This window comes from Mesorhizobium sp. M0518 (assembly GCF_040321125.1).
Lineage (GTDB): Bacteria > Pseudomonadota > Alphaproteobacteria > Rhizobiales > Rhizobiaceae > Mesorhizobium.
Genome location: NZ_JAMYQY010000002.1, coordinates 345136 through 363247, shown reverse-complemented (window position 1 = coordinate 363247; position 18112 = coordinate 345136). Strand labels below are relative to the sequence as shown.

General features: G+C 62.2%; 15 protein-coding genes. 9 read left to right on the top strand and 6 right to left on the bottom strand.

Annotated features, from left to right (window positions below; genetic code table 11):
• Window positions 1–646: 646 nt before the first annotated feature.
• Window positions 647–2056: a type I glutamate--ammonia ligase gene (gene glnA / locus NKI66_RS04760; protein WP_128306005.1), complete on the bottom strand. Its 1410-nt coding sequence runs from the start codon at window positions 2054–2056 to the stop codon at window positions 647–649.
• Window positions 2057–2121: 65 nt separating this feature from the next.
• Window positions 2122–2460, bottom strand: coding sequence for a P-II family nitrogen regulator (locus NKI66_RS04755; protein WP_006205430.1), 339 nt, complete (start codon window positions 2458–2460; stop codon window positions 2122–2124).
• A gap of 360 nt (window positions 2461–2820) precedes the next feature.
• Between NKI66_RS04755 and NKI66_RS04750 the strand changes: the two genes are divergently transcribed.
• On the top strand, window positions 2821–4365 hold the full coding sequence (locus tag NKI66_RS04750; protein WP_352751081.1) for an NAD(P)H-hydrate dehydratase: 1545 nt from the start codon (window positions 2821–2823) through the stop codon (window positions 4363–4365).
• Window positions 4362–6365, top strand: a complete 2004-nt coding sequence (locus NKI66_RS04745) for a hypothetical protein (RefSeq protein WP_352751079.1) — start codon at window positions 4362–4364, stop codon at window positions 6363–6365. The genes NKI66_RS04750 and NKI66_RS04745 overlap by 4 nt, the downstream gene beginning before the upstream one ends.
• A 40-nt stretch (window positions 6366–6405) precedes the next feature.
• Here the strand turns inward: NKI66_RS04745 and NKI66_RS04740 are convergent, their stop codons facing one another.
• Entirely contained in the window at window positions 6406–7938 is a 1533-nt protein-coding gene (locus tag NKI66_RS04740; RefSeq protein ID WP_023812067.1) for an acyl-CoA carboxylase subunit beta, read from the bottom strand.
• A 408-nt stretch (window positions 7939–8346) separates the two neighbouring features.
• Here NKI66_RS04740 and NKI66_RS04735 point away from each other — a divergent pair, with 408 nt between their 5' ends.
• Entirely contained in the window at window positions 8347–9768 is a 1422-nt protein-coding gene (locus NKI66_RS04735) for a DEAD/DEAH box helicase (RefSeq protein WP_352441547.1), read from the top strand.
• A gap of 101 nt (window positions 9769–9869) precedes the next feature.
• On the opposite strand, the gene NKI66_RS04730 is transcribed toward NKI66_RS04735, so the two are convergent.
• Complete coding sequence (locus NKI66_RS04730; RefSeq protein ID WP_352441546.1) at window positions 9870–10844, bottom strand: alpha/beta hydrolase; 975 nt, start codon at window positions 10842–10844, stop codon at window positions 9870–9872.
• 78 nt (window positions 10845–10922) lie between these two features.
• Window positions 10923–11744 carry an SDR family oxidoreductase gene (locus NKI66_RS04725; RefSeq protein WP_023812065.1) on the bottom strand — a complete coding sequence of 274 codons (822 nt, stop codon included), beginning with the start codon at window positions 11742–11744 and terminating at the stop codon, window positions 10923–10925.
• A gap of 227 nt (window positions 11745–11971) precedes the next feature.
• On the opposite strand from NKI66_RS04725, the gene NKI66_RS04720 reads away from it, so the two are divergent.
• From NKI66_RS04720 to NKI66_RS04695, 6 genes are all read left to right on the top strand, one after another.
• Entirely contained in the window at window positions 11972–13006 is a 1035-nt protein-coding gene (locus NKI66_RS04720) for a cysteine synthase A (protein WP_352751076.1), read from the top strand.
• Window positions 13006–13749: an alanyl-tRNA editing protein gene (locus NKI66_RS04715; RefSeq protein ID WP_023812063.1), complete on the top strand. Its 744-nt coding sequence runs from the start codon at window positions 13006–13008 to the stop codon at window positions 13747–13749. The genes NKI66_RS04720 and NKI66_RS04715 overlap by 1 nt, the downstream gene beginning before the upstream one ends.
• Before the next feature lie 40 nt (window positions 13750–13789).
• Window positions 13790–14641 (top strand): 3-mercaptopyruvate sulfurtransferase, encoded by an 852-nt coding sequence (sseA, locus tag NKI66_RS04710; RefSeq protein ID WP_023812062.1) that lies wholly within the window; start codon window positions 13790–13792, stop codon window positions 14639–14641.
• Window positions 14642–14646: 5 nt separating this feature from the next.
• The gene (locus NKI66_RS04705) at window positions 14647–15210 is read left to right on the top strand and encodes a GNAT family N-acetyltransferase (RefSeq protein ID WP_023812061.1); all 564 of its coding nucleotides are present in this window, start codon (window positions 14647–14649) and stop codon (window positions 15208–15210) included.
• Between the two features lie 111 nt (window positions 15211–15321).
• A complete protein-coding gene (locus NKI66_RS04700) occupies window positions 15322–15879 on the top strand; it encodes an OmpA family protein (RefSeq protein WP_023812060.1) in 558 nt (185 codons plus the stop codon).
• A 132-nt stretch (window positions 15880–16011) separates the two neighbouring features.
• A complete protein-coding gene (locus NKI66_RS04695; protein ID WP_023812059.1) occupies window positions 16012–16479 on the top strand; it encodes a DUF1203 domain-containing protein in 468 nt (155 codons plus the stop codon).
• Between the two features lie 223 nt (window positions 16480–16702).
• On the opposite strand, the gene NKI66_RS04690 is transcribed toward NKI66_RS04695, so the two are convergent.
• Window positions 16703–18010, bottom strand: a complete 1308-nt coding sequence (locus tag NKI66_RS04690) for an outer membrane protein (protein ID WP_031213496.1) — start codon at window positions 18008–18010, stop codon at window positions 16703–16705.
• Between the last annotated feature and the right edge of the window lie 102 nt (window positions 18011–18112).

Here is an 18112-nt window from a genome sequence, read left to right as displayed (position 1 = left end):
CATACCCAGAAAAAGTCAGGGAATTCACGCGATCGCAAATCGCCCGGGAGTTCTTGCCGCAGCCATGTGAGCCTCCGGCGATCACTCGCTATAAAGCCCGGAAAAGCGCCTTTTCCAGCCCTTATCCGGGGCAAAGGGCCTTCCATAAGCATCTGTTCATACAGCAGAATCGGCCATTCGCGGCCCAGCTTGCGACGTTGACAGATCACGCTACGGCATGCGTATTCGCAGGCCTTGGGGTTACGTCACGCAATGCTGTTCGGACGGGCGGGGTTTTCTGAACGGCGGCATTGGCGTGGGCGCCGGACGAGCGGTCACTGTAGCCTGAGACAGTGCTCCGCTCGCTCCTGGCTCCAACGTTGGCGACCGAGCGGCCGCCTTGATCTTCACTGGACATCGCCGAGTAGTGATTGAAGTCACCGGACCGACGCTCAAGCCGGCCGCTCCGATGGACCGTAGGTCCAAGAATCCGGGCATCGTGCGATCGCCGAAGACGAAAGGCGGATACGGGCGCGCATGCGGCTGCCGCGCAGGCGAGACATGCCGGTCGGCTGGCAATTCCTATTGGAGCGCAGCAAAAAGCCCTTGAAAGAGGGAAGTCTTTCAAGGGCTTGGTTATGGCGAATCTTAGGCTGAGATTGAAGCCTCAGACGGAGTAGTACATGTCGTATTCGACCGGATGCGGGGTCATTTCGAAGCGCATCACTTCGGCCATCTTCAGCTCGATGTAGCTGTCGATCTGGTCGTCGTCGAAGACGCCGCCAGCCTTCAGGAAGCCACGGTCCTTGTCGAGGCTCTGCAGGGCTTCTCGCAGCGAACCGCAGACGGTCGGGATCTTTTTCAACTCCTTCGGCGGCAGGTCGTAGAGATCCTTGTCCATCGGCTGGCCGGGATGGATCTTGTTCTTGATGCCGTCGAGGCCGGCCATCAGCAGGGCGGAGAAGGCGAGGTAGGGATTCGCGCCCGGATCGGGAAAGCGGACCTCGACGCGCTTGGCCTTCGGCGACGAGCCGAACGGGATGCGGCAGGACGCCGAGCGGTTGCGTGCCGAATAGGCAAGCAGCACCGGCGCTTCATAGCCTGGCACCAGGCGCTTGTAGGAGTTGGTCAGCGGGTTTGTGAAAGCGTTGATCGCCTTGGCATGCTTGATGACGCCGCCAATGAAGAAGAGGCAGTTTTCCGACAGACCTGCATATTCATTGCCGGCGAAGGTCGGCTTGCCGTTCTTCCAGATCGACATGTGGACGTGCATGCCCGAGCCGTTGTCGCCGAAGATCGGCTTCGGCATGAAGGTGGCCGTCTTGCCATAGGCGTTGGCGACCTGGTGGACGACATATTTGTAGATCAGCATCTTGTCGGCGTTGCGCACCAGTGCGTCGAACTTGATGCCGAGTTCGTGCTGGGCCGCCGCCACCTCATGGTGATGCTTTTCGACGCGCACGCCCATCTCGGCGAGCACGGTCAGCATTTCCGAGCGCATGTCCTGCGCGCTGTCGATCGGCGGCACCGGGAAGTAGCCGCCCTTGACGCGCGGACGGTGGCCGAGATTGCCGGTCTCGTAGTCGGTGTCGTCGTTCGACGGCAGCTCGGTGGAGTCGAGCTTGAATCCGGTGTTGTAGGGATCGGCCTTGTATTTCACGTCGTCGAACACGAAGAACTCGGCTTCCGGGCCGACATAGATGGTGTCGCCGATACCTTCGGCCTTCATGTAGGCCTCGGCCTTCTTGGCCGTACCGCGCGGATCGCGGTTGTAGGATTCACCCGAAACCGGATCGAGGATGTCGCACAGGATGACCATGGTCGACTGCGCGAAGAACGGGTCCATGTGGACAGTGTCCGGATCGGGCATCAGCACCATGTCAGACTCGTTGATGGCCTTCCAGCCGGCAATCGACGAGCCGTCGAACATCACGCCATCGGCGAACATGTCTTCCTCGACCTCGATGACATCCATCGTCACGTGTTGCAGCTTGCCCTTCGGGTCTGTGAAGCGCAGGTCGACGAATTTCACGTCGTTGTCCTTGATCTGCTTCATGATGTCCTTGGCTGTCGTCATGTCATGTATCCCTGTTTGATGACGTTTTTTGTTGATGACGTTTTCAGGAGGATGGCCGGGTCAGGTCAGACCGCGTCCATGCCCGTTTCGCCGGTGCGGATTCGCACAACTTCCTCGATATTGGAAACGAAGATCTTGCCGTCACCGATGCGGCCCGTCTGGGCCGCCTTGCGGATGGCCTCGATCGCACCTTCGACCGCGTCGTCGCCAAGGACGACTTCGATCTTCACCTTGGGCAGGAAGTCGACGACATATTCGGCGCCGCGGTAGAGTTCGGTATGGCCCTTCTGACGACCGAAGCCTTTTGCCTCGGTGACAGTGATGCCTTGCAGTCCGGCCTCCTGAAGCGCTTCCTTCACTTCGTCCAGCTTGAATGGCTTGATGATCGCTTCGATCTTTTTCATGTAAAAAGTGGCCTCCACTGCCAAAAAAAACGGGTTGTGAGCCCCCGCTTGCGCCTCCATCAAGCACGAACTGTGCCAATTGGACGGATCTGAAGCGGTCTCATACGATTTCAAAGCCGCGCCGCGCCGGGATGCAAATTCACGTCATTCGCTGTACCGGAAGCGGCATGGGCTGCCGGAGCCTACACAGCGCCGCCACCTGCGTCCGCACAAAAATTAGGCATATCGCCTATCCCTCAGGCAATTTGGTGTCTGCGATGCCAACATGCCAACGATATGGCCGCAGATCTCGGCAACTCCCCCTTGTTTGCTTCGGATCGAAAATTGGACAATGCTTGATCGAATGCGGATCGGCAATCCATGAGCAACGAACTTCTTGTCCCCGCCGAAATGAGCGAGGCGGATCGGCTGACGATTGCCGCCGGGCCCGCCGATGGAATCAGCCTGATGCGGCGCGCGGGCGCAGCGGTCGCGGCCGAGGTTCTCAAGCGCTATCCGTCGGCAAAGCACATCCATGTGCTGTGCGGGCCCGGCAACAATGGCGGCGATGGCTATGTCGTCGCACGCCTCCTGGCCGGCAGCGGCGTCGGCACAACGATCTGGTCATCCGGAGCGCCGAGGCCGGAAAGCGATGCGGCGCTCGCCGCCGCGGAATCACTGATCAAGTCCCGGCCGCTGTCTGATTTCGACGCCGAGTTCGGCTCGATCGTGATCGACGCGCTCTATGGGGCAGGGCTGTCCAAGCCGCTTTCCGGCGATGCCGCGAAAGCTGTCGATACCGTGACAGCCCTGCGCCTGCCTGTGGTCGCGATCGACCTGCCGTCGGGCGTCTCAGGTGCCAGCGGCGAAATATTGAGCAGGGCGTTTCGCGCCGAACTCACCGTTACCTTCGCCCGGAAAAAGCCCGGCCACCTGCTGCTGCCGGGGCGCGGGCAATGCGGTGAAATCGTGCTCGCCGATATCGGCATCGATGACGGCATCATCGCCCAACTCGCTGTCTCGACCTTCGAAAATGTGCCGGACCTGTGGTTGCAGGAATTTCCGGTGCCGGCGGTGGACGCGCATAAATACAAGCGCGGCCATGTCGGCGTCTTTTCCGGCGGCCCGAGTGCTACCGGCGCGGCGCGGCTGTCGGCGATGGCCGCCGCGAGAAGCGGGGCAGGGGCGGTCACCGTGCTGTCGCCTGGCAATGCCCTGCAGGTGAACGCGACACACCTCACCTCGATCATGCTGCGAGAGGCGGGGTCACTCGAGGAGGTGCAGGAATTTCTGACGGCGCGCCATCCCGAGGCGCTGGTGTTTGGACCGGGGCTCGGGCCAAAGCCCAAGGTCGGCGATTTCGCCCTGCAACTGATCAAGACCTTGGCGGAGGGTGCACGCGCATCGCAAACCGCAAACCACGGAGGAGCGATCGTGCTTGATGCTGACGCCATTACATCTATGGCCCATCAGCCGCAGTCGCTGTTCGAAGCCGCCCGTCACCTGAACGCGCCAGCGTTGGTGATCACGCCGCATGAGGGTGAATTCGGCCGCTTGTTCCCAGATATCGCCGGGGACAAAACCATGTCGAAATTGGACAAGGCGCGGGCGGCCGCAGCGCGGGCCAATGCCGTCATCGTCTACAAGGGCGCCGACACGGTCATAGCAGCGCCCGATGGCAAAGCGGCGATCAACTCCAACGGTGCACCGTGGCTGGCCACAGCCGGGTCAGGCGACGTGCTGTCGGGCATCATTGCCGGTTTGCTCGCACAAGGCATGCCGCCCTTCGAGGGCACCTGCGCGGCGGTGTGGCTGCATGCCGAAGCCGGCAGCCGGTTCGGACCCGGCTTGATCGCCGAGGATCTGCCGCTGGCGCTGCTGCCGGTGTTGCGTGAACTCTTCGACGCGCGCATGGCCGTTCCATGAACCGCGCCCTGGCTCTGCTGCTTGCCACAGTCTTTGCCGTCTTCGTGGCGTCGACGGCGCGCGCCGAGGGCCCTGTGATCATCGTCGACGATCCGGCGGTGCTCGCCGCACTCGATGCCAAGGGTTTCGGTTTCGCCGATGTTTTGGGGGTCGACGGCGAGGACGGTCTAAAGACGCTTTACGACGAGGCACCCGCCTATCACGCCATCGTCGACATCGTTGCCTCCGATGTTGCGGCGCTGCGGGCCGAGATAAAGGCCGGCGGGCGGCCGCTCTACGAGGTGACAGACGGCAATGTCGGCCGCATCATGGACATGCGCTGGCTGAAGACCGATGCCGCGCGCTTCCGGCTGGTCGGCGTCGTCAACCGGCTCGACCGTCGCGATTTCACGCTGCTGCAAGGCGACAGGAACTGCGGCGAGGTGCGCTTCATCTACCGCCTGGCCTACAGTTTTCGCAAGAACGGCAAGCTGCTGGCATCGCGCCTGCCGTTCAATTTCAATGCCGTCTACAGCGCGGTGCCCGATGCCGACGGCGGCTGCGTCGGCACTGCCGGACGCTGGACGCCACAGCTTGACGAGAGCGTCGATGCCGGCTGGCTGACCGGCGGGCCGCTGGAGAAGGCCGGGCTGACCTTCAAGCAGCTGGAGCTCAACGCGCAGGTGGTGCGCTTTCCCTCCGGACAGGAAACCGAGTTCGGCGGGCAGGCGGCCTATCTCATGCGGGTATTCGGCATCGATGGCGCTGCTATCAGCGAGAAGCCGCTGGAGAACACGCCCGACACCGCACGGCTCTCGCAGGACGCGGCGCTGAAAGCACGGCTTGCCGCCTATGTCGGCGCCAATCTGCCGGCGGTCGATGAAGGCGTTTATGAAATTCCCGACGAGTTCCTGGCCAGAAAGATCATTTCATGGTCGACCTTCGGCAGTGCGCGGCAGGCCAATCACCCGTTTACGCAATTATTCCAGCCCAAGGAATTCGCACCGCTCGATTATTCCGCGCTGAAACTGGTGCGCACGCCGGAAGCGCTGGTCGAGCGGCTGGACAATGGCGCCTGCCAGGGTTGCCATCAGGCTGGTTCGACCGCCGGTTTCCATTTCATCGGGCTAGACGACAAGACGACATCGCCGTTGAACCGCATCGAGGTCGGGGTTTCGCCGCATCTTCATGCCGAGATCCCGCGGCGCCAGGCGTGGCTGGCCGCCACGGCCGAAGGCAAGCAGCCGAACCGCTTCCGTCCGCTCTCCTTTGCGCCGCCGGCGGTCTGGACGAACGCCGGCGCGGTCGATTACGCGCCGGCGGAGATGGCCATGCCGTGCTTGATGCCGGACGATGCGGCTCGCTTCGGCGCGACCTGGCAGTGCAGCAGTGATACCATCTGCACGCCGCTGGCCACCGCTTCGGGCGTGCACACGAAACTGGCGCAATGCCTGCTGCCCAAGGACAGCGAAAAAATGTTTTCCGGCCATCCCTGCCTGACCGGCTCGATCGCCAGCAACGCGGCGCAGCCCTTCAACGACCGCTACAGCAGATCGGGCCAGTTCGCGGCCTTCGCCCAGGATGTCTCGCGCACCGCCTATACCTGTCGTCCGCCGAAGATCGGCGTGCCTGGAGGCATCGCCTATCGCGGCTGCGACGACAAGGACCGTGCTTTCGCGGCCTTCAAAGCCGGCAAGCCGACGCCGAATGAAATCTGCGGGCTGGTCGGCGGCAAGAAATTCGACATCTGCGTGGCCACCAACAATTTCGACCAATGTCTTGGCGGCGCTGTCAATCGCGGCAACCGGCCGGCGTGTTCGGCCGATCATTTCTGCCGCGAGGACTATATGTGCCAGTCGCTGCCGCCGGACACGCCGGGCATCGGCAAGGTGAAAGGCATCGGCTTCTGCTCGCCGACTTACTTCATCTTCCAGATGCGCATCGACAACCACGCAACGCCATGGGGCAGCCCTGTCCGTGCCACGGTGGGAGCGGGGTTTGGTGCGGCGGAAGAGGAGTGAGCTGCCCGACAGTTACCTCGGATAGATGCCCAGCCACACCTCACAGCGGGATGTTGTCGTGCTTCTTCCAGGGGTTCTGCATGTCCTTGTTGCGCAGCATGCGTAGCGCGCGCGCGATGCGGCGGCGGGTCGAGTGCGGCATGATCACCTCGTCGACATAGCCGCGCTCGGCGGCGACGAAGGGCGACAGGAAGCGATCCTCGTAAGCCTTTGTGTGGGCTGCGATCTTTTCGGCGTCACCGATGTCCTTGCGGTAGATGATCTCGACCGCGCCCCTGGCGCCCATCACCGCGATCTGCGCCGTCGGCCAGGCATAATTCATGTCGCCGCGCAGATGCTTTGACGCCATCACGTCATAGGCGCCGCCATAGGCTTTGCGGGTGATGACGGTGATCTTCGGCACGGTGGCCTCGGCATAGGCGAACAGGAGTTTCGCGCCATGCTTGATCAGCCCGCCATATTCCTGCGCGGTGCCGGGCAGGAAGCCGGGGACATCGACGAAGGTGACGATCGGGATCGAAAAACAATCGCAGAAGCGCACGAAACGGGCCGCCTTGCGGCTGGCGTCGGAATCGAGCACGCCGGCCAATACCATCGGCTGGTTGGCGACGAAGCCGACGGTGCGGCCCTCGACGCGCCCGAACCCGGTGACGATGTTCTTGGCGAAGTTCTGCTGGATCTCGAAGAAGTCGCCTTCATCGGCGACCTTCAGGATCAGTTCCTTGATGTCGTAGGGCTTGTTGGCGTTGTCGGGAATCAGCCGGTCGAGCGACAAATCATGGTCGGTGACCGACTGGTAGCATTCGATCTCGGGAAGCTCCGACGTGTTGGAGGCCGGCAACAGGTCGACCAGCCGGCGCATCTGCAACAGCGCCTCGACGTCATTGTCATAGGCGCCGTCGGCGATCGAGGATTTCGTCGTGTGGACGGAGGCGCCGCCGAGGCTCTCGGCGGTCACCGTCTCGTTGGTCACGGTCTTCACCACATCCGGCCCAGTAACGAACATGTAGGAAGTGTCGCGCACCATGAAGATGAAGTCGGTCATGGCAGGCGAATAGACGTCGCCGCCGGCGCACGGTCCCATGATGACGGAAATCTGCGGAATGACGCCTGAGGCCAGCACGTTGCGCTGAAAAATCTCGGCATAGCCGCCGAGTGCTGCCACGCCTTCCTGGATGCGCGCGCCGCCAGCATCGTAGAGGCCGATGATCGGCGCCCGGTTGCGGAGCGCCATCTCCTGCACCTTGATGACCTTCTCGGCATGCGCTTCCGACAGCGAGCCGCCGAATACGGTAAAGTCCTTGGCGAAGAGGTAGACCGGGCGGCCGTTGACGGTGCCCCAGCCGGTGACGACGCCGTCGCCGGCGATCTTGGTGTTCTCCATGCCGAAGTCGGTCGAGCGGTGCTCGACATACATGTCGAATTCCTCGAACGAGCCCTCGTCGAGAAACACCTCGATGCGTTCGCGCGCGGTGAGCTTGCCCTTCTTGTGCTGGGCATCGATGCGGACCTGGCCGCCGCCCATGCGGGCGATCTCGCGGCGGCGCTCGAGTTCCTTGAGAACGTCTTTCATCGATTACCTCCCAAGCCAGCGGCATTTCGTCGTAATCGTGCCGGCAAGCGAGCGCAAGCGGCGCTTGCGCCACGGGCTTTGCTGCGCTGCAACATGAAGCCCCTTGCAATTGAGGGCGAACTCAGCCATATGCAGCCCATAGGCGCTTGGGCCGGGAACGAATCCGGCCTTCTCGACGAATGAGACTGGTTGCGTCTGTTTTCCCTCTTTCCGGTATATCGGCCCTTTTTCCGGTAAATCACAAAGCGGCGAAAAAGCCCCGTGGCATGATGCCTGCGGGCACGACAGCGCAGCCGAGTGGACGAACCCGTCCGCCCGCCTTGTCGTTCATCACAGATTTTTCGACGGCAGGTTGCGCCCTGCCGCCATCGATGTTTGCGGCCAGAAGCCGCGTGAAAGAAGATTATTTTGACCAACGAAAACACTTTGCCCGGTAGCGCTGCGGAACTCACGGGTTTCGCGGCACTGGGTATTACGGGCGCGCTGCTCAAGGCCACCCACAACGCCGGCTTCGCCGAGCCGAAGCCGATCCAGGCACAGGCGATCCCGCCGCAGATGGAAGGCCGTGACATTTTCGGCATCGCCCAGACCGGCTCCGGCAAGACTGCGGCCTTCGCGCTGCCGATTCTGTCGAAGATCATTGCGCTTGGCACCAAGCGCCGGCCGAAGACGGCACGTGCGCTGATTCTGGCGCCGACGCGCGAACTCGCCGTGCAGATCGAAGACACGATCAAGATCCTCGCCAAGGGCGCGCATGTCTCGACCGCGCTCGTGCTCGGCGGCGTGTCCCGCTTCAGCCAGGTGAAGAAGGTTGCTCCCGGCGTCGACATCCTGATCGCCACGCCCGGCCGGTTGACCGACCTGGTGCGTGAGGGCGACCTCGTGCTTGCCGACACCAAATGGCTGGTGCTGGACGAAGGCGACCGCATGCTCGACATGGGCTTCATCAACGACGTCAAGCGCATCGCCAAGGCGACCGCGCCCGACCGTCAGACGGTGCTGTTCTCGGCGACCATGCCCAATGAAATCGCCGAACTGGCCAAGGGCCTGCTGAAGAACCCGATTCGTGTCGAAGTCGCGCCGCAAAGCACGGCGGCGGCCGAGATCGTGCAGGGCGTCGTCTTTGCCCGCACCAAGCAGAAGCGCCAGGTGTTGTCGACGATGCTCGCCGACGAGGCGATGAAGTCCGTCATCATCTTTTCGCGCACCAAGCATGGTGCCGACAGGGTGACCAAGGACCTCGAGCGCGATGGCTTCAAGGCCGCCGTCATCCACGGCAACAAGTCGCAGAACGCCCGCCAGAAAGCGCTGAACGATTTCCGCGACGGCTCGGTGCGCATTCTGGTGGCGACCGACATCGCGGCGCGCGGCATCGACGTGCCCGGCATCAGCCATGTCGTGAATTTCGACCTGCCTGATGAAGCCGAGAGCTACGTCCACCGCATCGGCCGTACCGGCCGCAACGGCATGGACGGCATCGCGATAACGCTTTGCGATCCTTCCGAGAACAGCAAGCTGCGCCAGGTCGAGCGCATCATCCGCACCAAGCTGCCGATCGTTGCCGACCATCTCGGCAGCCCCGATCCGCTGCGCAATCCGGCTGAAAAGAACGAGCGCTTCGAGCCGGCCAATGACCGCAACGACCGCAATGGGCGTCGCGACGGCAGGCGGCCCGGTGGCGAGAACAAGGGCAACGGCTTTGGCAAGAAGCGCTTCGGCGACAAGCCGGCCTTCGCCGGCGAGCGCAAGCCGGATGGCGCCAAGCCGGCCTTCAAGGGCAACAACAAGCGCCGCTTCGGCGGCAAGCGCCCGGCGGCGCGGGCTGCGTAAGTAGCCAGCGTTGTAGTCAGTCAAGCTCAGGCTGGCTGATTGCCGGGACAGACCAAGGAAAGGGCGGCTGAAGCGATGCTTCGGTCGCCTTTTTCGTCCGCCTACTTCACCACCGCTTCGATCCAGACGGCGATCCTTTGCGCCAGAAACGCCGTGGTCGATGGCGACAGCGCGTCGCCGGCAATGACGTGATTGTCCGGGTCGCCGGTGTCGTCGACCGAAACCAGTTCATGCGGCGCACCCCAGCGCCCGGCAATCTCGCGGGTGCGGTCGGCCCACACCACTTTGTCCGAATCAGAAAAGATGAACAAAGCAGGGATGGTCGCCTTCTCCACCGGCGCGCCATAGGCAAGCTCGGTCAGCGCCTGCATCGGCAAGGTTGCTTCGATCGGATAGCGGGTGGTCCAGAATTTTTCATGCAGCGCGTTCCGCGGCACGAAGCTGTGTTCCTTGCCGGCGACCAGCCTGGCGATCTGTTTGCCCCACGGCATGGTCAGGATCTCGGCGCCCGAAGCCTTGACGCCGAAATTCGGCGAGATGAACGCGATCGCCGCCACCCCGTCCGATGCACCGGACTGCGTTGCCGCCCAGACCGCCAGCGAGCCGCCGGTCGAAGTCGAGATGACGATCACCTTGTCGCCGATCGCCCGGCCAATGGCGAGTGCTTCCTCATAGTCGTTGATCCAGGCGTTGATGCTGCCTTGCGTCATCGCCGCGCCATCCTGCCCGTGACCGGTAAGGCGTGTGTAGAAGAGATTGGCGTCAAGCTGTTCCGCCACTTCGTCCGGCAGCGGGCGGATTTCGCCCTTCGATGCGGAAAAGCCGTGGATGTAGACGATCGACAGCGGGGTCCTAGCATGCACCAACGGATCGGCCCAGACGATCTCTTTTTCCAGCCCGTCACGGATTCCGGGGATGGCGGCTTCCGCCTTTGCCACATAGGCCTGCGGATCGTCAGCAATGAGCGAGGGATCGAAACGGATCGTGGTGTCGACGCGAACGCGCGGGCCGAGCACGAAGGCCAGTGCGAGAATGGCGACAAGGCCCAGCACAGCAAGCACGATCCGTCGCCCCATCGCAGACTCCACGCAGCATTTGTCTCAACCATGGCGACGGCGGCCCGAAACGGGGAGCCTGCCAATTTCGCAGGCGTCCTATTCGATCGGCGGCTTGCGGTCGTAGTGTAGCGGCCGCGCCTTCCAACTGGTCATCAGGCTGATAAACCCTCTGCACAGCGGCCTCGGCAGCAGGCCGAGCAGTTTCAGGGGCCAGCTTGTCCGGCGCGGGAAATGGACTTCGAAGCCGCCGGACTTGATGCCCCGCGCCATGCGTCGCGACGCGCGGCTGACCGGCATCAGTCCCGGCATCGGCAGCATGTTCTTCTCGGTCAGCGGGGTGTCGATGAAGCCGGGATTGAACACCTGAATGCGTACGTTCATCTTGTCGAAATCATACTTCAGCGACTCGGCCAGGATGTTGATGGCCGCCTTGGTGCCGCCATAGGCGGCCGTTGTCGGCCAGCCGAAATAGGATGTCACGGAGCCGACCAGCACGACATGGCCGCGCGCCCGCACACGCATGCGTTCGACCGCGGGCACGAGGCCGTTGATGATGCCGAAATAATTGACCTCGAAGGACCGGCGAAAGTCGTTGACGACAAGATTCTCCCCCGGCGTCGAAATGTAGTTCCCGGCATTGAAGATGGCGAGCACGATGGGACCGAGCTCCTTCTCGATCGCGGCGACGGTTCTTGCCATGCGCGGCTCGTCGGTGACATCGCAGGGAAAGGCCGTGACGCTGCCCGGCATCTGCGCGGTCTCGACGACAAGCGTGTCGATCGGATCGTCGTCAAGCGCCGTCACCGCGACGGCATAGCCCTGGGAAGCAAGATCCCTGGCCAGGGCACGGCCGATGCCGCTTGAGCCGCCGGTGATCCAGGCGACGCCGTGCTTCGGGTTAGCCCGGTAGAGTGTCATGCTGCGCCCTGTCGACTTGTTGGTGCTTTGCTCTAGCGGTGAAGAAATCGAATGAAAAGGGTGCTTTTCATCGCCGTGCGGAAATGAACTGTGGGGCATGAAGGCGATGTTGAGAAGCGTTGGCGCGATAACAGTGCCGCAAATGCGACTGGACCAGACAAATTCTTGCCTTGAAACCGCAGCTTCGGGTTTCTAGGGTTTCGGCGCACCTACACAAGGAATCCTGAATGCCCCGTTCTGTGATCGACGCGATCGGCAACACGCCTCTGATCCGCCTCAACAAAGCTTCGGAACAAACCGGTTGCGAGATCCTGGGCAAGGCCGAATTCATGAATCCAGGCCAGTCGGTCAAGGATCGCGCGGGCCTGTTCATCATCCGCGACGCCGAGAAGCGCGGGCTGCTGAAGCCCGGCGGCGTGATCGTCGAGGGAACGGCGGGCAATACCGGCATCGGGCTGACGTTGGTCGCCAAGGCGCTCGGCTATCGCACCGTCATCGTCATCCCGGACACACAGAGCCAGGAGAAGAAGGACACGATCAAACTGCTCGGCGCCGAACTGATCGAAGTGCCGGCCGTGCCCTACAGGAATCCCAACAATTACGTGAAACTGTCGGGGCGGCTGGCCGAGCAACTGGCAAGGACCGAGCCCAACGGCGCCATCTGGGCCAACCAGTTCGATAATGTCGCCAACCGTGACGGCCATATCCGCACCACGGCGGAGGAGATCTGGAGCCAGACCGGCGGCCAAGTCGACGGTTTCGTGTCGGCGGTCGGCTCCGGCGGCACGCTGGCCGGCGTCGCCTCCGGACTGAAAGCCAAACGCCGGGATGTGAAGATCGCGCTCGCCGATCCGCTGGGGGCCGCGCTCTATTCTTTCTACACCAGCGGCGAGCTGAAGTCCGAAGGCAGCTCGATCACCGAAGGCATCGGGCAGGGGCGCATCACCGCCAACCTCGAAGGGTTCACGCCGGATTTTTCATTCCAGATCCCCGATGAGGATGCGCTGCCGATCGTCTTCGACCTGATCCAGGAAGAGGGCCTTTGCGTCGGCGGCTCGACCGGCATCAACATAGCCGGCGCGATCCGTCTGGCCAGGGAATTGGGTCCCGGCCACACCATCGTGACCATTCTTTGTGATTATGGCACGCGCTATCAATCAAAACTGTTCAACCCGGAATTCCTGCGCGAGAAGCAGCTGCCGGTGCCAGGCTGGATGGAGCTGAAGAGCACAATTCCGGTGCCGTTCGAAAAGGTCGCGTGATGGCAAACAGGACGGACGCCCTGTTTCGCGACGATGCCTATCTGCGGACGGCGGACGCGACAGTCGTTGCTGTGAACGATCGCGGCGGTATCATCCTCGACCGGACGATCTTCTACGCCACTTCGGGTGGCCAGCCGGGTGACACCGGATATCTCGAACGCGGCGATGGTAGCCGCATCGCCATTGCCGCCACCCTCACCGGTGAGACCAAGGACGAGATCATCCATGTGCCGGCGCCGGAGCAGGCGGTTCCGCAGCCCGGCGAGGCGGTGAGGCTGGCCATCGACTGGGAGCGGCGGCATCTCTTGATGCGCATGCACGCGGCTTGCCACCTGCTCACCGTCGTCTGCCCGTTCCCGATCACCGGTGCCTCGGTTTCCGAGGACGACAGCCGTGTCGATTTCGACGCTCCGGATGCCGGCTTCACCAAGGAGGACGTCACTGCCGGGCTGATGGACCTGGTGCGGGCCGATCATCCGATCTTTGTCAGGCTGATCAGTGACGAGGATCTGGCTGCCAATCCCGGCCTAGTGAAATCCAAGAACGTTCGGCCGCCGGTCGGCACCGGCAAGATCCGCCTGGTCTGTATCGGCGACAACGCCTCGGTGGACAGCCAGCCCTGCGGCGGCACCCATGTAAAGAGCACCGGCGAAGTCGGCGAAATCCACATCGGCAAGATCGAGAAGAAGGGCCGCGAGAACCGGCGCTTCCGCATCCGCTTTGGGCCGATGTCGGCAAACTGAACAGGACAGTGATCGCCAAAAAAGCGAGCAGGAGAACAAAATGGCCGAGGACAGCCCCTTCACCGTCGACGCAGACTGGCTGCAGCAACGTCTCGGCGAGCCGGGCCTGACGATCATCGACGCATCCTGGTATCTCCCGGCGCAGAAGCGCGATGCGCGCGGCGAGTATGAGTCGGCCCACATCCCGGGCGCACGATTTCTCGATCAGGATGCCGTTTCGGACCCGGATTCGCCCCTGCCGCATACCTTGCCGTCGCCGCAGCATTTTGCCCAGTATGTCGGCGCCATGGGTGTTTCGGCCGATGACACCATCGTCGTCTATGATGGTCCGGGTTTCTTCTCGGCGCCCCGGGCGTGGTGGATGTTCCGGGTGATGGGCGTCTTCCAGACCTATATTCTGGATGGCGGCTTCGATGGCTGGAAAGCCGCCGGCAGGCCGGTGACGGCTGAGCCGACCAAGATCGCGCCAAGCGTGTTTCATGCCGATTTCGACCCCGGGCGCGTCGCCAGCCTCGCCGACATGCGCCGGATCGTCGACACCAGGGCAAGCCAGATCGCCGACGCCCGGGGGCCGGGCCGGTTCACCGGCACTGAACCTGAGCCGCGCGCGGGTATCCGCTCCGGCCATATGCCTGGCGCGCGCAATCTGCCCTATTCGGCGCTGTCGGAAAATGGCGAGCTGTTGTCGAAGGACCGCCTGCGCAAGGTGATCGAGGAGGCCGGCATCGATCTGTCGAAACCTGTCGTCACTTCATGCGGCTCCGGTATTACCGCGGCGGTGGTGACGCTGGCGCTGGAAACGCTTGGCCATACGAACAACAGGCTTTACGACGGCTCCTGGACGGAGTGGGGCGGGCTTTCCGACACGCCTGTGGTGACCGGCAAGGAATGAAGACGATGGAAAACGGCACGCTGGAAGACATTGACGTCACGGTGACGTTCCTCGAGATGCATGTGCCGCCGGCCTATTCGCCGCCTGTGCCGTATAACCGTCAGGTCGCGCTGCTGAAGACCAAGGACATTCCGCTGCATTTCTACCGCTATCTGATGGACCGGGTGGGGCGCAAATGGCACTGGGTCAATGTGCTGAGACTGGATGACGACGAGCTTTCGGCCGGCATCCATCGCGAGGACCGCGACATCAGGGTGCTCTACCTCGATGGCGCCCCCGCCGGCTTCTTTGACCTCAAGCCGCATCTGCCGGAAGAAGTCGAGCTCGCCTATTTCGGCATGATGGAACATGCGACCGGGCAAGGCATCGGCCGCTGGTTCCTGGGCTCCGCGATCGCCGCCGCATGGTCGCATGGGCCGAAGCGGGTGACGGTGCAGACCTGCACGCTCGATCATCCGGCGGCTCTGCCGCTCTACCAGAAGCTCGGCTTCGCACCGGTGGCGCAAAAGAGGGAAATCGTCCATCCGCTGCCTTTCACCGAGCGCGCGGCCAGCGTCATGCGGCCCTAGCCGGAAGCTAATACCAGCTCGAATCTGAACCCGTCGTTCATCGGCCCTTCAGGCTGTTTTTGGCATGTTGCCGGCACCATCAATGCGGCCAAGGCCGAAGGAGACGAAGACATGCTGACCCGCCGTACACTTGCCGCCGCGCTGATCGCGGCAATTGCCATGCCAAGCCTGGCCGCAGCCCAGGCGACAACGCCTTCGGCCGCGACGATCGAGCGGAAGCTCGAGGCGGCGCCGCGTGTGAAATTGCGGCCGAACGAGCGCGTCACCATCCGCGAATTCAAGCGGCGCCCGGATTTGCGCCGCATGGCCCGCTCGATCGATATCCAGTCGATCAACTTCGCCTTCGGTTCGGCGGCCATTTCCAGTTCGCAATACGACAAGATCGAGACCATTGCCGACGCGCTGCGGCGCATCCTGCGCCGCGATCGCGGCGCCCGCGTGCTGATCGAGGGCCATACCGACGCCGTCGGCTCCTTCCAGTCGAACCAGGCCCTGTCCGAACAGCGCGCCGCTTCGCTGAAGCGCACGCTGGTGCGCGAATTCGGCGTGCCGGGTCATGCTCTCGAGACAGTCGGCTATGGCGAGGAGTTTTTGCTGGTGCAGACGCAGACCGAAAACTGGCAGAATCGCCGGGTGACGCTGCGCCGCTTCGACGATTTCATCCGTTGAGCCGCAGCTCCGACGGGACTTGATGAGAGCCGATCGCCGAGGGGCGACCGGCTCTTCGACATTTGGCAGGAATCGGGTGGGCGGCGAGGGTTCAAGGACATAATTTCCAGTCACGACACCGGAGATTTTTCCATGACCATCCAGTTCAAAGCTTTGCCGACCGAAGATGTCAGGACGTTGCAGCGCGGTGGCATCGATGCTTATGGCCAAATGCCCGAGCGAAAGATCTCCGACGGTGACGGCATGCCTTGCCGTCATTGCTTGAAGAACATAGGAGCCGGCGACGCCTACCTTGTTCTGGCATACAGGCCATTCCCGGGGCTTCAGCCCTATGCCGAAACCGGGCCGATCTTCCTGCATGCCGAGGAATGCGATGGTGCCGCTGAGAGCGGGGCGCTGCCCGAGGTTCTCGATAGCCCTGACTACATCGTGCGCGGCTATGGCAGGGATGATCGTATCGTCTATGGCAGCGGCGGCGTCATCCCGACCACGGCAATTGCTGCACGGGCCGAGACGCTGTTCGAACGCGACGAGATCGCCTACGTCCATGTCCGTTCGGCGCGCAACAATTGCTACCAGTGCCGCATCGAGCGCGCTTGAGGCTGAGATTAGCCCCTGGAAACAGTTGTCGTACTCCCGTCGCATATTCGCGATAGAAAGCCATTGTCGATCGATTTGCCGACCACGGATGAACCGGCGGTAAATCTCGACATCGAGGAAGCGGGGCTTTGGCTCCGCTTTTTTGTTGCGCGGGGGTATTCCGCGCAACAAAAAAGCCCGCCGGCATGGCCGACGGGCTGCAACTGTTTGGCTGGAGGGCCTTTTAGTTGAACTTGTACTTCGCGCCGAGACCCACGGTGTGGAAAGAGGAAGTCGCGGTAAGGGTGTCGTCAGGTGCGCCGAATTCCGAAGAAAAGTCCTTCTTGGCGAACTGCGAATAGCGATATTCGAGACCGACGGTAACGTTGCTGGACAGAGCCGTTTCAAGGCCGCCACCAACCGAGAAACCGCTGGAACCCCAGTCGAGAATGTCGCCGATCGGATCGGAAGCGTTCAGATCGAAATGCTGCCAGCTATAGCCGGCAAGCGCATAGGCAAGGGTCGATTCGTTCATCTTCATGCCGACGCGGCCCAACACATCGAACCCATAGTCGGTATCGACGTTGATCGATCCGCCGCCGAGCTCCAGTTCGGAAGTCATGCCGGAGTAGCGTGCATCGACCATGACGCCTGCGACCCAGCTGCCGAAGTCATGATCGTAGCCGACGTTCAGTTCACCAAAGGCACCTTCGCCACCGAGACCATTGAATTCCAGGTCGCCGAGCGGCGGAACGTTGATCTGATGCACGGATGCACCGGCGCCACCAGCGCCGCCGATGTAGAAGCCGGTCCAGTTGTAGGCTGGCGTCTCGAAGGCAGCACCGCCGCCGTTCTGCGCACCGAAACGGTAATTGGCTGCGATCTGGAAGGTATGGCGCGAGGTGTCAAGATTGAGGAGACCGTCCGGAACTCCGACAAGGCCAGCGTCGGAAAGAAGATCGTCCTTGGTCCCGAAGCGCGTATAGCGATACTCAGTCTTGATCGTCCAATTGCTGTTGATGGCCGTTTCGATGCCACCTCCGACAAAATACCCGCTTTGATCCCAATCAAAGTCGAAGCCGGCGTTCGTATCGAGCTTGTACTTCTGCCAGGAATAGCCACCCAGCACGTAACCCAGAGTGTTCGGCGTCAAGAGGTAGCCGAGACGCAGGCCAGCGTCGAAACCGTAGGTTTCCTTGATCGAAGCGTCGAACCCCGTAATGTCCAGCGTGGTCCCGATGTTGCCGACGTGAGCGTCCAGCAGACCTCCGATGAGGAACCGGGGCGAGACCATATAGTCATAGCCAACCGTCAGCTCACCATAGACGCCTTCGCCACCAATGCCGTTCAGCGAGATTGGAATAAAATCGCTGCCGAGCTTGTGTACGTTGGCACCGGCACCGACGCCAAAACCAACGTAGAGGCCGCTCCAGTTAAAGCCGGCAGCTTCTTCTACCGGTTGCACGACGTCAGCTGCATGAGCAGCAGACATCAAAGCTACAGCAGAAACAGCACCAAGAAGAAAAGATTTCGCGGATGTGCGAATGAACATATGCCCGTACCCCAATGAATAAACCCGGAAATGTCTCTAGCAGGGAGTCGGCCGGTACGGGAATGACAAATATGCAACAATGATGAGCAAAGTGCCGTTGCG